This window comes from Leptospira barantonii (assembly GCF_002811925.1).
GTDB classification, from domain to species: Bacteria; Spirochaetota; Leptospiria; order Leptospirales; family Leptospiraceae; genus Leptospira; species Leptospira barantonii.
On record NZ_NPDS01000010.1, the window covers coordinates 32,567 to 45,731 of the forward strand.

Here is a 13,165-nt window from a genome sequence, read left to right on the forward strand (position 1 = left end):
ATTATTTTTTTGTTTTGGACAACTCTGCTTCGAAACGTACGAGACTTTCGGTCCAACCTTCGATCATTCCCATTTCTTTGAATGCGTCCCTTACCTTGTTAGACGCGAACGTACTACGAATGGTTAGTTTTGTTTTCCCCTGATAATCTTCGAACGTCACGGTGGCGATAAAGTTTGATGTGTCTTGGGCGCCTTCGAGTTTATCCCGCAATTCGTTCTTCCATTCGATCGGATGATCTTCCATCAGGTCCGTGCTTACGATCTTTTCGTTTTCTACGATCTCGAGATAAACTCCCTGCAAAGGATAATCGATTCCTTCCGGAGAACGCATTACGAAACGATATTTGCCGCCGACTTTGAGATCGACTTCACAAATCGGGTTCGTAAAACCTTTTGGCCCCCACCAGAAAACGATATGTTTCGGATCGGTCCAGACGCGATAGACTAGATTTCGAGGAGCTTCGAAGATTCTGCTTAGAATCAGTTCTCGCTCCCGAATTTCGACGTTTACTTCGTTTTGTACGCTCATGATTCTTCCCCCTTTTCCAAACTCTTACGCATAAGAATGACTGTAATCGCTAACAGAAAGGAAATCGCCGCACAGATGATCGAAACCAGTTGGAAAGAATCGGTGAACGCCTGTTTGGCGAGATCCAAAAGGGAAGGTCCGATGTGATCGGGAAGTTCTTTTGCTAATGCGACAGCGGCGCCTAACGTTCCTTTGGCCGGTTCGATCGATTCGGGAGTGATTCCAGAAAGAACAACCCCGTTCATCTGATTTTTGTAAACTGCGGTTCCGATACTTCCGAGCACCGCGATTCCCAATACTCCGCCAAACTCCACACCCGTTTCGGAAATGGACGCGGCCGCTCCGGCTCTTTCCGGCGGAGCGGAACCTACGATCAAATCGGTTCCCAAGATGACTACCGAACAGATTCCGAGAGAGATGATTACGGAACCGATCACCACATACATCAATCCCGAGGTCGAATCGACTAACGCGTAGAAGACGAGTCCGATCATGGTGAGAACAAGTCCACCCGATACGACGAGGATCGGTTTGATTTTACGAACGAGAACGGGAACCGTAAGAGAACCGATGACGTTTCCCGCGGCGGATGGTAAGGTCCAAAATCCGGCAACTAACGGCGATAAGCCGAGAACCAATTGAAGATACTGAGCGAGAAAAAGAAAACTTCCGAGTCCCACGAAGATCGTCAACGAATTTGCGATTAAGGCCGCGCTGAACGCGGGAACCTTGAACAATTGAAGATCGATCAACGGATCTTTTAAGACTTGTTGTCTTCGGATAAAAAGCGCTCCCACTAGAAGACCCGCCAATATAAAAAGTAAGGGAAGAATTCCCCATCCGTTTTCGGCGACTTGTTTGAGTCCGTAGATGACGCTGAGCACGGAAACCAACGAAAGAACCGCGCTCGGTATGTCCAAACTTCCCGCATTCGGATCCTTGAATTCGGGTAATAGTTTCGGTCCCACGATCAAAAGCAAAATCATCACGGGAACGCTTAAAAGAAATACGGAACCCCACCAAAAATGTTCGAGAAGCAATCCTCCGATCAAAGGACCGATGGCTCCTCCGATGGAAAAGCTCGTTCCCCAGATTCCGATCGCAACCGTCCTCTGATTCGCGTCCAAAAACATATTACGAATCAGTGATAGAGTGGACGGAGCCAAGGTGGCCGCGGTGATTCCGAGTAAGGCTCTGGTTGCAATGAGCATCTCAGCGGTTTTGGAGAATGCCGCAAGAACGGAAGCGACTCCGAAGGCCGCCGCGCCGATCATCAGAAGTTTTCTTCTGCCGATACGATCGCCTAACGTTCCCATGGTGACTAAAAATCCGGCGACCAAAAATCCGTATATGTCCACGATCCACAGAAGTTGTGAGCCGGTGGGTTTGAGTTCCTCGGTGAGATGAGGAACCGCGAGATAAAGGACCGTAAGGTCCATCGCGTAGAGTAGGCAGGGAAGGGCAATGACCGCAAGGCCGATCCATTCTTTTTTTCCCGCTAGATTCGTATTTGTGGAATTCATTCTGTTTGCTTCTTACTGATTTTTATAATAGAGTAAAACGTTTCCGGATTGGAACGTTCTTGTTTGTGTGAGTTTCAGTTTTATCCGGTCTTTGATTCCTTGGAAGAGCGTTTTGCCCCCGCCTAAGACGACCGGGTTCACAAAAATTCTATACTCGTCGATTAAACCTTCCCGTATCAGATCGAGACTCAGATCCGAACTTCCGAAAACGGCCATGTCCTTTCCGGGAAGACTTTTGAGTTCGTTCAATTCTTTCCCTATGTTTTCGCCTCGGGAGAATTTTACGTTTTGCCAATCCGATTTGTTTAAGGTTTTAGAATATACGATTTTTGTTAACTCGGTCATTTTGGACGCGACGATCGGATCGTCTTCGATCGCTCCTTTGGTCGGCCAGTAACTCGCCATGAGTTCGTATGTTTTTCTCCCGAAGATAAGAGCGTCGACGTTGTTCAAAAGGTCGATCGCGTATAGGTTGAATTCTTCGTCGACGACGTGCCAGTCCAAGGTTCCGCTCGGTCCCTCGAAATATCCGTCCAACGACGTCATCATCTGAAAAATGATCTTTCTCATAGTTTGTTACCGTTTTGAGTCAAGCCGACATTTTTGCGAGTTCGGCCTCGAGTTTGTCGAAGTTTTGCTCGTTTCCTTGTATGACGACCTTCTTGGATCTTTCACATTCTTCCGCAGTTTCAAAAAGCATACGAAAAGTCACCTTTGTGCGGTTAGGCGATTCTTCCTCGAATGTGGTCGTTACCCGGAAGAAATGTCCGGAGATATGATCGAAAACGAGTTTGTCCGGTTTTGAAATTTCGACGAATACGCTGTGATTCGGATAATCGGTTCCGTCCGGACCGTGCATCGTAAAACGCCAATTGCCTTCGGGTTTTAGATCGTATTCGTAAAACGTGTTCGTAAATCCTTTCGGGCCCCACCAGTTCTGGAGGTGTTGGGGATCGGTCCAAGCTTGGAACGTGAGTTCTTTGGAAGCGTTTACGACTCGGATGCTGACCACTTCCCGATCGGAAACGGAAGGTAAAGATTGATTCGAATTCGTCATGATCATTCTCCTTTATGTTTCTTGAATATACTTCGAAAGATTCCGCTCGGATCGCCTTGTCGCGGATGCCGAGCTTTTGGAATCTTCTATTTCGGATTTATTTTCCTTCGGAGATCGATTTGATGTTTTTCAAACCGGTTTCGAATTCCTTTCCGATCATCTGATCCATATCGCAGAACAATCCGAACACTTTGGAAACGAACGCGTTCGGGCCATACATCGCCCAAGTCACGTGAGTCGCTCCGTCCTTTGTATGAAACGTAAACTCCGCGGTGTTGTGCGCTTCGAAGGGAGAAAGAAAATCCAATTTCATTTTGATTTTCGCCGGAGAATCGGATTCGATGATTTCCATACGACCTTTTCCGATGTCGCTATTTCCTTCCCATTCATAGATGGAACCGAGACCGACCGATGCGCCGCTGTAAGTTCTTTTGACCGCGGGATCCAATTTTTCCCAAGGAGACCAAGTGGGCCAGCTATGATAGTCGTTGACCAATGCGAAAACCTTTTCCGGTTGAGCGTTGATGCTCAAGGTTCTTTCGTAACGGAATGTCGCCGGTTTTGTGGAAGCGACGGCTAACGTCCCGAGAATGAAAAGGATTAGTACCGCAAGAACGGCCAAAAGGATTGTTTTTAATTTTGACATAAGATTCTCCTAATATACTTTTTAAACTTTTTGTTTGGCGAGATACGCGACCAAACGATCCATAGTCTGTTTGAGACCTTCGACGGCTCCATATTTTTCAACGGTGTCGTTTCGTTGTTCCACGGTTTGGAAAAGCATCGTCATTTCCAAGGTGGTCTTTCCGTTTTGTTCCGAAAAAAGAACCGTAACGTGAAAGTCCCCCGGATGATCTTCCATATCCGAGCCGTGTTTATAGACCAACTTCTCCGGAGGAACCACTTCGAGAAAAACGATCAGATTCGGATAATCCGTTCCGTCGGGGCCGTGCATGATAAAACGCCAAACACCTCCCGGTTTCAGATCGAATTGTTCGAACGTGTTCGTAAAACCGTTCGGTCCCCACCAATGAACGACGTGTTCCGGTTCGGTCCACATCCTGTAGACAAGATCCCTCGGCGCGTCGAAAACTCGAATCGCGCGGATCTCTCTGTCCGCAGTGGAGGTATTTGCTTGATTGCTTGCGCTCATCATTGACTCCTAACGTATATTCTATTTTTCTAATTGAACGATCGGTTCGAGTTTATCGAACATTTCGTTCCAACTTGCCTTCGTCATTTCGAAGATTTCTCCTTCCGGAATTCCGGAATGACGAAGGGTGAATTTCGTTTTTCCCTGTTGATCTTCGAAAAGAAGAGTCACCAAAAGAAACTCGGGCCATTCGCCTTGCATTCCGTAATGCGAAGCGGGAACCGGATTGCCTTCCTTGTCCGCAAAGCTGTCGGTTTGAACGAGTTTTTCCGGTCTTGTGATTTCACGATATTCTCCGGTGGACCAAAATTCTTGGCCGTCGGGAGCGCGCATACAAAAGAGGAATCTTCCGCCGACACGAAAGTCGACCTTACAAACCGGAGTGGTGAAGCCGTTCGGTCCCCACCATTGTTTGAGTTGTTCCGGAACGGTCCAAGCGTCGAAGACGATTTCTCTGGGCGCGTTGAAGATTCTCGTGATGACAAGATCCTTGCTGGTTTGATTCGGGTTCGGCATTTTGATTCTCCTTAAAGATGCCAGATTCCTTCCAATCTGCGGGACTCGGGACGAAGAGCCCAAGACAAGGCCACTAAAACGAGAAGGATCAAAGGTGCGATTGCGTGAAACGTTTCCATTCCGGATATCGCGTTGGAGAGGGAAGCCGACGTGAGGTTGATGACCATACCCGCGTAAGCCCATTCTTTCACGAGAGCGAAACGGGGAACCGTGATCGCGATCGCGCCGAGGAGTTTCCAAACTCCGAGAATGCTTACGAAGTAAAGAGGGTAGCCGAGTTTCGCCATTCCTTCCACGACCTCGGGTCCGCGAGAGAGATACGCATAACCCGCAAAAGCGTAGTTAGCCGCAATCAGCGCGGTCAAAATCCAATATACGATGGTTTTAATTTTGTCTTTGTTCATTATCCGTTTTCCTTTCTTGGTTGTTTTGAGTTTCTTTTTGCTGGAGTTCCCGCAAATACTCGTCGAGGCGATCCAGTCTCGCTTCCCACATCTGTCGATATTCGTCGATCCAGTCCGCCACTTCTTTCAAAGGTCCCGCTTCGAGCCGGGACGGCCTCCATTGAGCTTCACGACCTCGGGAAATGAGCCCGGCCCTTTCCAAAACCTTGAGGTGTTTGGTGATTGCCGGAAGGCTCATGGCAAATGGTTCCGCAAGTTGCTTAACGGTAACTTCTCCATAACGGAGGGTTGCCAGGATTTTGCGACGGGTAGGGTCGGCCAGTGCCGCAAAGGTAAGGCTGAGATGATCTGTTTCTGCTTCTTGTTGAACCATATGGTTAATTAACCTAAAGGTTAAATTAAACTAGTTTCGAAATCTTGTCAACCCCTTTCGTATAGGAAGATTTCCAGAAATTGGGGAAAAAGGGGAGAATCCCCAAAAATATATCCGAAAAAGTCGTAACGTCTACTTCGAATCCTTGGTTTTTCAAACAAATTATAATTTTATATCAAACTAATGAATTGAATCGACCTTAGATTTGGCCCTCAAATCTTTGAAGAGAAACAAACAAAAGAGGCATTCAATGGCGCTTCGATCAAAGGAATTTAGTTATGAGATCCCGGTTCTTTGGAGTCAGTGCGACCCGAACGGACATTTAAACGTAGGGAATTTTCAGGTTTTTCTTCACGAGGGGAGAATGGTCGCCTTGGAAGAGGCAGGCTACAGTTATACAAGGCTTCAGGAAGAGAATGTCGGTCCGATGATTCTCCGTTCGGAAACGGATTACAAGGCAGAAATTCGATATCCCGAAGCCGTTACGGTCGTAACTACTTTCGGGGAGTTCGAGGGTTCTCGCGTAAAAATCTTTCAGAAACTCGTGCGGAAATCGGACGGGAAAGTCGCTTGTGAGTCCGTATCTTCCTGCATTCTATTCGACTTCGCCAAAAAAAGACCCTGGAAATATCCCGAGGATTTATACACAGGTTTGGGGTTTCAAGAAATCGCATAAACGATCTCTGCAAGAACTTGCAGAATTTTGAATATGCCTTTCATGACGCAAAAATCGACGTTGGCTCCGAGATCTCGACTTATAAGAACGGAGTCTCGGATTTTGCTCGCAATATTTTGACTCAATTCTTAGGATTCAGAATCATGTCCAACCCACTTTCTTCCGTAGAACCTTGGTCCTTAGTTGCAGAAGGATATACAAGATCCACCAAACAATTCTTAGCCGCTTATTCTTTAAAAGCAGTGGATCTTTTGAATCCGGCATCGGATGCGATCGTGCTCGACGTAGCCGCAGGTCCGGGAACTCTTTCGATTCCACTTTCCAAAAAAGTAAAAGAAGTTCACGCGATCGATTTTTCGGATTCGATGATCGCACAGTTGAAGAACGGCATTCAACTCGAAAGTGTACAAAACGTTTTTCCTCTCGTGATGGACGGACAAAGATTGGAGTTTGATGAGAATCGTTTCGACGCCGCATTCTCCATGTTCGGTTTGATGTTCTTTCCGGACAAACTCAAAGGTCTGAAGGAAATTTATAGGGTTTTAAAACCCGGCGGAAAAGTCGCGGTTTCCAGTTGGGCTCCGATTTCCAAATCTCCTTTGATGCAGTGTTTGTTCAGCGCGCTTCGTACGGCGAATCCCGATATTCCGGCGCCTCAAACGAATATCGCAAGTTTCGAAAACCCCGATTACTTTCGCGATCACTTGAAGTCAGCAGGTTTTCAAGAAATCGAAATTATTCCTTACTCAAACTCGATGGAAATCAAGGACGTAAGAACGTTTTTGGATTCGATGATCGAAGGCGGCGCGCCGCTTCAATTGATGAAGAATAAGATGGAACCTTCTCTTTGGAAAGAAAAGGAAAAGATCATGTTCGAACATCTCAAGGAACATTTGAAAGAACTTCCGATCTCGCTTTCTTCGGAAGCGTATATCGCGACCGCGAGTAAGATTTGATTCTTTTTTGAATTAGAATATTATAACTTTCAAAACCGATTTCAATCCTTTTGGAACCGCTTAGATCGAGAATTTGCAACCCTCGATCTTCGAGTCTTTCGTACTTCTCCCGTAAAAATACTTTTCCCGGATCCGTTCCAAACGATCAAAATGGAACATTACTCGGGTTCTAAGCCGAAATCCCGGGAAATCCTTCCCTTTGTGGGGAAAAAAGTAATTTCCAAGTTTTGATTTCCCGGTATCCTTCATAAGCTCCTTATGTCGAAATTCCTGACACAACTTACGAAAACTCTCAAAAGCGAGATCACCTTTTCGCTTCTTCAAGGAGCGTTCGGAGTTCTCGCGTTTTGGATCGTTCTGAGATATTGGATCAGGGACGCGGTTACCCCCGAGCCGATTTGGGTCATTCTTAATTTTTCATACACTCTCGCAGTCACGATCTATTCCAATTTTAGAATGATCACCGGACGATGGTCCGCCTTGCTTTGGGCCAATCGATCCTTGTTGTTTTCGATTCCTCTTCCGGCGTTTTACGGATACTTTACGTTTTTGGCGCCTTCGTATTTTCCGGTGATGTTTATTTTTGTGATCAGCATACAACTTCCGGTTCTGGGTCTTGCAAGAAGGGTGTATCTCACTCTTTGGTTCATAACGTATTATTTCGTATTTTTCGGATTGTTGATCGTGTTCAATCCTTCCTACTTTTTGGAAAACTTAAAGTCCATCGGAGTTCTTTTTACTATATTCTTTTTTATGCATATATGGCTCTTGAAAGCCTCCGAAAGCGTAAAGAAGATGGGAAATCAACTTACGAGACATTTGGTGGAAACCAAAAAGCATAAAAGAAATCTGCATAGACTTCATAGGATTCAAGCGATGGATTTGACGTTGGCGAGAAGACTTCAACAAAACGCCCTTCCGGACCTAACTCGTGTTCGGCGGACGGATCTTCTTCTTTGTGCAAAATACTTTTCATTGGAAAAAATCGGAGGGGATTTTTACGATATCATCGATTTGGGAAACGGTAAAACCGGATTTTTCATTGCGGACGTTTCCGGACACGGAGTGGCTTCCGCTTTGGTCACCATGATGACTAAGGCGGCGTTTCGAAATCATTGTCAAGAAGCGGAAGATCCGGCCGAACTCTTGGGTCTTGTGAACCGATCCGTTTGCGAAATGTTGGAGAAACAGGATTTGTTCGTGACCGCTTTTTACTGTATTCTCGACTCGGAAGGAAACCTAACGTATTCGAGCGCGGGACATCAACCCGCTTTGATTCTAAGCGGAATTGAACCGAAAATCCGAGAATTGATTTCGAAGAACACCTTTATCCTCGGTGTGGAGCCCAATTGGAATTATTCTTCCGCAAAGTGTACATTAGAAAAGAATGATAAATTAATGCTCTTTACGGACGGGGTGATCGAGGCTAAGAATAAGATGGGAAAAAGCTACGGAGAATACCGGTTTCCCGAATTTATATCGAACAACTCGGATAGAACCGGAGATTCCTTTTTGGAACTTTTGATGTTCGATCTGGAGGAGTTTATGGGCGGAAAAAGTCCCGAAGACGATATTGCGATTCTTTGCGTCGATTATCTTCCGAAAGAATCTTCCTAAACGAAAATACATTCGATTTTTATTGAATTAGATCCGCGGAAAAACCTCTTCGCATCGTATTCTCGGTGATCGTAACGGGTTCCAAAAAACTTTTGAGGTAATCGGGGCCTCCCGCCTTGGCTCCCACTCCCGAAAGTTTAAAACCTCCGAAGGGTTGTCGTTCCACGATCGCTCCCGTAATCGCACGGTTGATGTAAAAATTTCCGGCTTCGATTTTCTCTTTTGCCTCTTCGATATGTTTCGGGTTTCTGGAATAAAGTCCCGCCGTAAGAGCGTAATCGGAATCGTTTGCTTTTTCGATCGCTTCTGAAAACGATTTCACCTTGAAAAGAGCGACTAACGGGCCAAAAAATTCTTTCTTAGCAAGATCTCCGTTCCAATCGGACGCTTCAAATACCGTGGGCGAAACGTAATTCCCTTTGTCTTTGAGAGAACTCGGAATTTCCTTTTGAAACAGAATGTTGTTTTTATTTTCTTCGAGAATCTTTTCCAAACGATTTTTAGATTCTTCGTTGATTACGGGTCCGATCTTTGCCGAAAGAATTTCCGGAGAATCGATTTTCAACGAGGCCACCGCGTCCAAGAATCTGGTCTTAAAGGTTTCATAACAAGATTCTAATACGATCAAACGCGACAGTGCGCTACATTTTTGACCTTGAAATCCGAACGCCGAATGAATCGATCCTTCCACGGCCAGATCCAAGTCCGCATCTCCGTCTACGATGATCGCGTTTTTGCCGCCCATTTCGCATAATGCGCGTTTGATGATCTTGGATTTTGAAGGAACGTTTCCGCATTCCTTGAGAATCGAAAGTCCCACCTCTCTCGAACCCGTGAAGTTGATTACGGAAACATCCGGATGTTTTACGATCGCGGCTCCGATCTCTTCGCCTTTGCCCGGTAAAAAGTGAAACACTTCCGAAGGAACACCGGCCTTTATAAAAAGACAATAGATAAAATACGCGATCGCCGAGGATTGTTCAGCAGGTTTTAAAAGAACCGCGTTTCCGCAAACTAAGGGAGCGGCGCACATTCCGGTAAGAATGGCCGCGGGAAAATTCCAAGGAGAAATCACTCCGACGATTCCTTTCGGTCTATACGAATAAAGATTTTCTTCGCCGGGAAGATCGACTCTTTGTCCTTTGAAAATTCTTTCGTACTCGGTCGCATAATATCTGCAAAAGTCCACGGCTTCCACGAGATCGGCCTCCGCTTCGGGAATACTCTTACCCGTTTCCAAAAGCATCAAAGAACAGAGTTCGTTTCTATTTTCGCCGATCAAGTCTGCGGTTTTGAGAAGAATGGAAATTCTTTCCCGGGCGGGAGTTTTACTCCAACGAGACGAATGTTCTTTGGAATCGGCGATCGCTTTTGTCAGAAGTTTTTCATCGCTGAACGAGAATTTGGCGATCACTTCCGAGTGATCGGACGGGTTCGTATGAATTTCCATATTAGAACTTTTGAATTCTTTTCCGGAAACGACCGAAGGAACGGATATCGGAAGTTTGTTTCTCAGATTTTGAACGGATTTTGAAATCCATTCTCGGTTGATTTCTTTTGCAAAATCCCGGGCGGGTTCGTTTTTAAATGAGGTCATTCGTAAGTTCCTTCGGGTTCTTTAAAAGATTTTCGTAACCCATTCTTCCCGTTAAAAAGTTCTGTAAAAATCCCTGATTCGAAGTGTTTTCCAAAAGTCTTCGTACTAGATACGCCATTCCCGGAAGAATTTCACCTAACGGCGTATATTCGCGGATTCTATAACCCATTGCGGTCAATACCGCCTTGTAAGAATCTCCCATCCCGTACAACATCTGGATCTCGAAATCCCTTCGGTTCAGTCCCTTATGCTCCGCGTATGTCAAGGAGAATGCAAGACTTCGAATATTATGAGAAGCGAATGCGGACAGTATGTGTGGAAAAGAATCGATCAGAAGTCGGGAACATTCTTCGTAATTGGAATCGGTCTCCGTTTTGTTTTCAAAAACGGGGATCTCCCATCCTTTTTCCTTGGCCTTGATCACCTCGTATTCCCAATACGCTCCTTTGACAAGTCGCACCGTGATCGGAACCTTTCGGTTTTTTGAATATTCTATGATTCTTTTGAGATCGTCTTTGGATTCCTTGAGGTAAGCCTGGATTACGATTCCGAAATGAGGATAATTTTTGAATTCGTCTTCGAGAAAAATCTCTTCCGCTAAGGACATTAGAATTTCTTTATAGTCGTATTGTTCCGCGTCGAGATTGATGAAGAAATTTTTATCCCGCGCGAGTCCCAGGATCGGCCTCAATCTTTCCTTTAACACAAGGACGGAATCCTCCTTTGCCAAGGATGAAATTTGAGAATACAAACTGGAACATTTCACCGAAACGTTTACGATCGGACAAGCGCCGTAACTCGTTTTTTCCGAATCGGAAAACGGACCCAAATGATTCAACAGATCCAGATATTGTTTTTGATAGTGTAAGGCTTCCCTCTCGGATAGGGCCGCTTCCCCTAAAATATCGAGCGTGAAAACTCGTCCTTTTGTTCGAATGGAACGTAGTTTTGATTTTGCTTCTTTAAAGTTTTTGCCCGCGATAAAATTTTTAGATGCGTATAAGATCAGAAAACGAACGAGGTTTCCGGCAATGTAAGAAAACGGGAATAGAGTAAATCCGATTTTGAAAAACGGTTTTAACCAAAACGGTATCTCCGTTTTGCCTTCGAGAAGATATAAATTTAAGTGATCCGTAATGTCCTTTGCGGAACGCAACGAAGGCAATACGTCCACGAAACGGAACAATTCTATCTTGAGTTTCGGAAAACGAAATGATAAACGAAGTAGGTGTTTGATCCAAAAGTGTTTCGAGAGATATTTCGAGGAATGTCTTTCGTTTTCACGAAATATATCGAGTCCGAAGCGAGTGGTTTCCGATTCCGTATTTTCGGACGCGATTGTAATCATCTTGTGATTCCTCCGAAATATAAGAAAAATGGAATGCGGCTTTTTGAAATCGATCTCCGGCCGTGAATTCTATAATTTTTATGATCTCAAAAAAGAATAAAAATGAAAACTATAAAATCACCGGCCTATATAAATTCTTGGTAACAACTTATTTCGATTCGTTCCAACGTTCCGCAAATTGAATTCTTTGCAATGTGGTCGGATGCGAATGATAGTAAAAAATTTCGCTCGGATGAGGATTGAGTCTTCCTTGATTGTCCTTTGCCATTTTGACTTCGGTTGAGATAAACGACTTCTTATCCCGAGTAAGAACCAGTGCTTCCAGATCGGCTTCGGTTTCCTGATAACGACTCAAAGAACTCCAAACCGGTCTTGTCAATGATCCGAATAGGGATAACAGTAAAAATAAAAACGGAAGAGTGGAAGGAGAATACAATTCGCGTAACGAAATCGATCCTTCCTTTTTGAATTTTTGAAATAAATAACCAAGAAGAAAACACAACAACAAGGTTTCGATCGTGCTGATCGCGATGTCCTTGATCTGATGATTGTGAGTCCAGTGTCCGATCTCGTGGCCGAGTACGCTTATGATTTCCTCTTCGGTATGATTTTGTATGAGAGTGTCGTAAAGAAATATCTTTCTGTTCTGTCCCCAGCCGGTAAAATACGCGTTCGTATGACCCGAATATTTGCTTTCGTTGATGACGTATACGTTTTCTACTTGGATCTTTGCGTGATCACAAAGAGAGATGATCTTTTGTTTGAGACTTCCTTCTTCGATCGGTTTGTATTCGTAGAACAAGGGAGTGATCACGATCGGAAAGAGGATCGAAATCAAAAGCCCCAAGATCAAGGTTACGATCGGAACTAGAACCTTCCAAGCCCTTTCGAATTTTTTCAGAAGGAACGCGACACCTAAGACCGCGACGCTTCCTCCCACGATTCCAATCCCGAGTCCCTTCGCGGTATAAATCACCCAATCCAAAAAGGTCATCTTGGAGAATCCGAATTCGTGTTCCAATACGAAACCGAAGTAGTATTGAAACGGAATAGAAACGAAAAATTGAATCGCGCTGAAAACGAAGAAGAAAAACAAAACAGTAAGATAAAAACGATTCTTCGTTTTTCTTTCGATCCATTCCTCAAGACGAACTGCGAGAGGAGAAAACACAAAAAGACCGGCCACTACGAAATCGATCAGATCGGAAAGAACCGAAGCGAAAAAACCGCTCCTTGCGTATTCGATTCCCTTAACGACGTCTTCTTGCGTAAAATACTTTAGAATTTGCTCATGTATTTGGGGAGATTCGTCCCCTTGATACGAAAGAAATTTCATCGTCAGAGTGAATAGGATTTGGAATACGTAAAAGATAAACAGAACGGTTTTGAGTTTCATTTTTAATCCGAAGAATTTTG

15 protein-coding genes are annotated in these 13,165 nt (G+C 44.8%); 3 read left to right on the top strand and 12 right to left on the bottom strand.

All coding sequences use genetic code 11. The features are described from left to right. Window position 1 precedes the first annotated feature (1 nt). From CH367_RS18970 to CH367_RS19010, 9 genes are all read right to left on the bottom strand, one after another. Window positions 2-529, bottom strand: a complete 528-nt coding sequence (locus CH367_RS18970; RefSeq protein ID WP_100764078.1) for an SRPBCC domain-containing protein — start codon at window positions 527-529, stop codon at window positions 2-4. After that, on the bottom strand, window positions 526-2,052 hold the full coding sequence (locus CH367_RS18975; RefSeq protein ID WP_100764079.1) for an MFS transporter: 1,527 nt from the start codon (window positions 2,050-2,052) through the stop codon (window positions 526-528). The genes CH367_RS18970 and CH367_RS18975 overlap by 4 nt, the downstream gene beginning before the upstream one ends. A 12-nt stretch (window positions 2,053-2,064) precedes the next feature. Further along, a complete protein-coding gene (locus CH367_RS18980) occupies window positions 2,065-2,622 on the bottom strand; it encodes a dihydrofolate reductase family protein (protein WP_100764080.1) in 558 nt (185 codons plus the stop codon). Window positions 2,623-2,641: 19 nt separating this feature from the next. After that, entirely contained in the window at window positions 2,642-3,109 is a 468-nt protein-coding gene (locus tag CH367_RS18985; RefSeq protein ID WP_100764224.1) for an SRPBCC family protein, read from the bottom strand. Between the two features lie 97 nt (window positions 3,110-3,206). Then, window positions 3,207-3,755, bottom strand: coding sequence for an SRPBCC family protein (locus CH367_RS18990; RefSeq protein ID WP_100764081.1), 549 nt, complete (start codon window positions 3,753-3,755; stop codon window positions 3,207-3,209). Window positions 3,756-3,776: 21 nt separating this feature from the next. Next, complete coding sequence (locus CH367_RS18995; protein ID WP_100764082.1) at window positions 3,777-4,262, bottom strand: SRPBCC family protein; 486 nt, start codon at window positions 4,260-4,262, stop codon at window positions 3,777-3,779. A gap of 21 nt (window positions 4,263-4,283) precedes the next feature. Next, window positions 4,284-4,778: an SRPBCC family protein gene (locus CH367_RS19000; RefSeq protein ID WP_100764083.1), complete on the bottom strand. Its 495-nt coding sequence runs from the start codon at window positions 4,776-4,778 to the stop codon at window positions 4,284-4,286. An 11-nt stretch (window positions 4,779-4,789) separates the two neighbouring features. Further along, window positions 4,790-5,182 (bottom strand): DoxX family protein, encoded by a 393-nt coding sequence (locus CH367_RS19005; RefSeq protein ID WP_100764084.1) that lies wholly within the window; start codon window positions 5,180-5,182, stop codon window positions 4,790-4,792. Further along, window positions 5,163-5,555: an ArsR/SmtB family transcription factor gene (locus tag CH367_RS19010; protein ID WP_100764085.1), complete on the bottom strand. Its 393-nt coding sequence runs from the start codon at window positions 5,553-5,555 to the stop codon at window positions 5,163-5,165. The genes CH367_RS19005 and CH367_RS19010 overlap by 20 nt, the downstream gene beginning before the upstream one ends. Window positions 5,556-5,805: 250 nt before the next feature. On the opposite strand from CH367_RS19010, the gene CH367_RS19015 reads away from it, so the two are divergent. From CH367_RS19015 to CH367_RS19030, 3 genes are all read left to right on the top strand, one after another. Beyond that, window positions 5,806-6,231 (top strand): acyl-CoA thioesterase, encoded by a 426-nt coding sequence (locus CH367_RS19015; protein ID WP_100764086.1) that lies wholly within the window; start codon window positions 5,806-5,808, stop codon window positions 6,229-6,231. 143 nt (window positions 6,232-6,374) lie between these two features. Next, complete coding sequence (locus CH367_RS19020) at window positions 6,375-7,187, top strand: class I SAM-dependent methyltransferase (RefSeq protein ID WP_100764225.1); 813 nt, start codon at window positions 6,375-6,377, stop codon at window positions 7,185-7,187. Between the two features lie 258 nt (window positions 7,188-7,445). Beyond that, entirely contained in the window at window positions 7,446-8,804 is a 1,359-nt protein-coding gene (locus CH367_RS19030) for a PP2C family protein-serine/threonine phosphatase (RefSeq protein WP_100764088.1), read from the top strand. Window positions 8,805-8,823: 19 nt separating this feature from the next. Here the strand turns inward: CH367_RS19030 and CH367_RS19035 are convergent, their stop codons facing one another. The 3 genes from CH367_RS19035 to CH367_RS19045 all read right to left on the bottom strand — a co-directional run bounded on the left by CH367_RS19035 (window position 8,824) and on the right by CH367_RS19045 (window position 13,145). After that, on the bottom strand, window positions 8,824-10,401 hold the full coding sequence (locus CH367_RS19035) for an aldehyde dehydrogenase family protein (protein ID WP_100764089.1): 1,578 nt from the start codon (window positions 10,399-10,401) through the stop codon (window positions 8,824-8,826). Beyond that, window positions 10,388-11,749: a proline dehydrogenase family protein gene (locus CH367_RS19040; protein WP_100764090.1), complete on the bottom strand. Its 1,362-nt coding sequence runs from the start codon at window positions 11,747-11,749 to the stop codon at window positions 10,388-10,390. Before CH367_RS19040 ends, CH367_RS19035 begins: the two co-directional genes overlap by 14 nt. A 148-nt stretch (window positions 11,750-11,897) precedes the next feature. Continuing rightward, window positions 11,898-13,145, bottom strand: a complete 1,248-nt coding sequence (locus tag CH367_RS19045) for a M48 family metallopeptidase (protein ID WP_100764091.1) — start codon at window positions 13,143-13,145, stop codon at window positions 11,898-11,900. Between the last annotated feature and the right edge of the window lie 20 nt (window positions 13,146-13,165).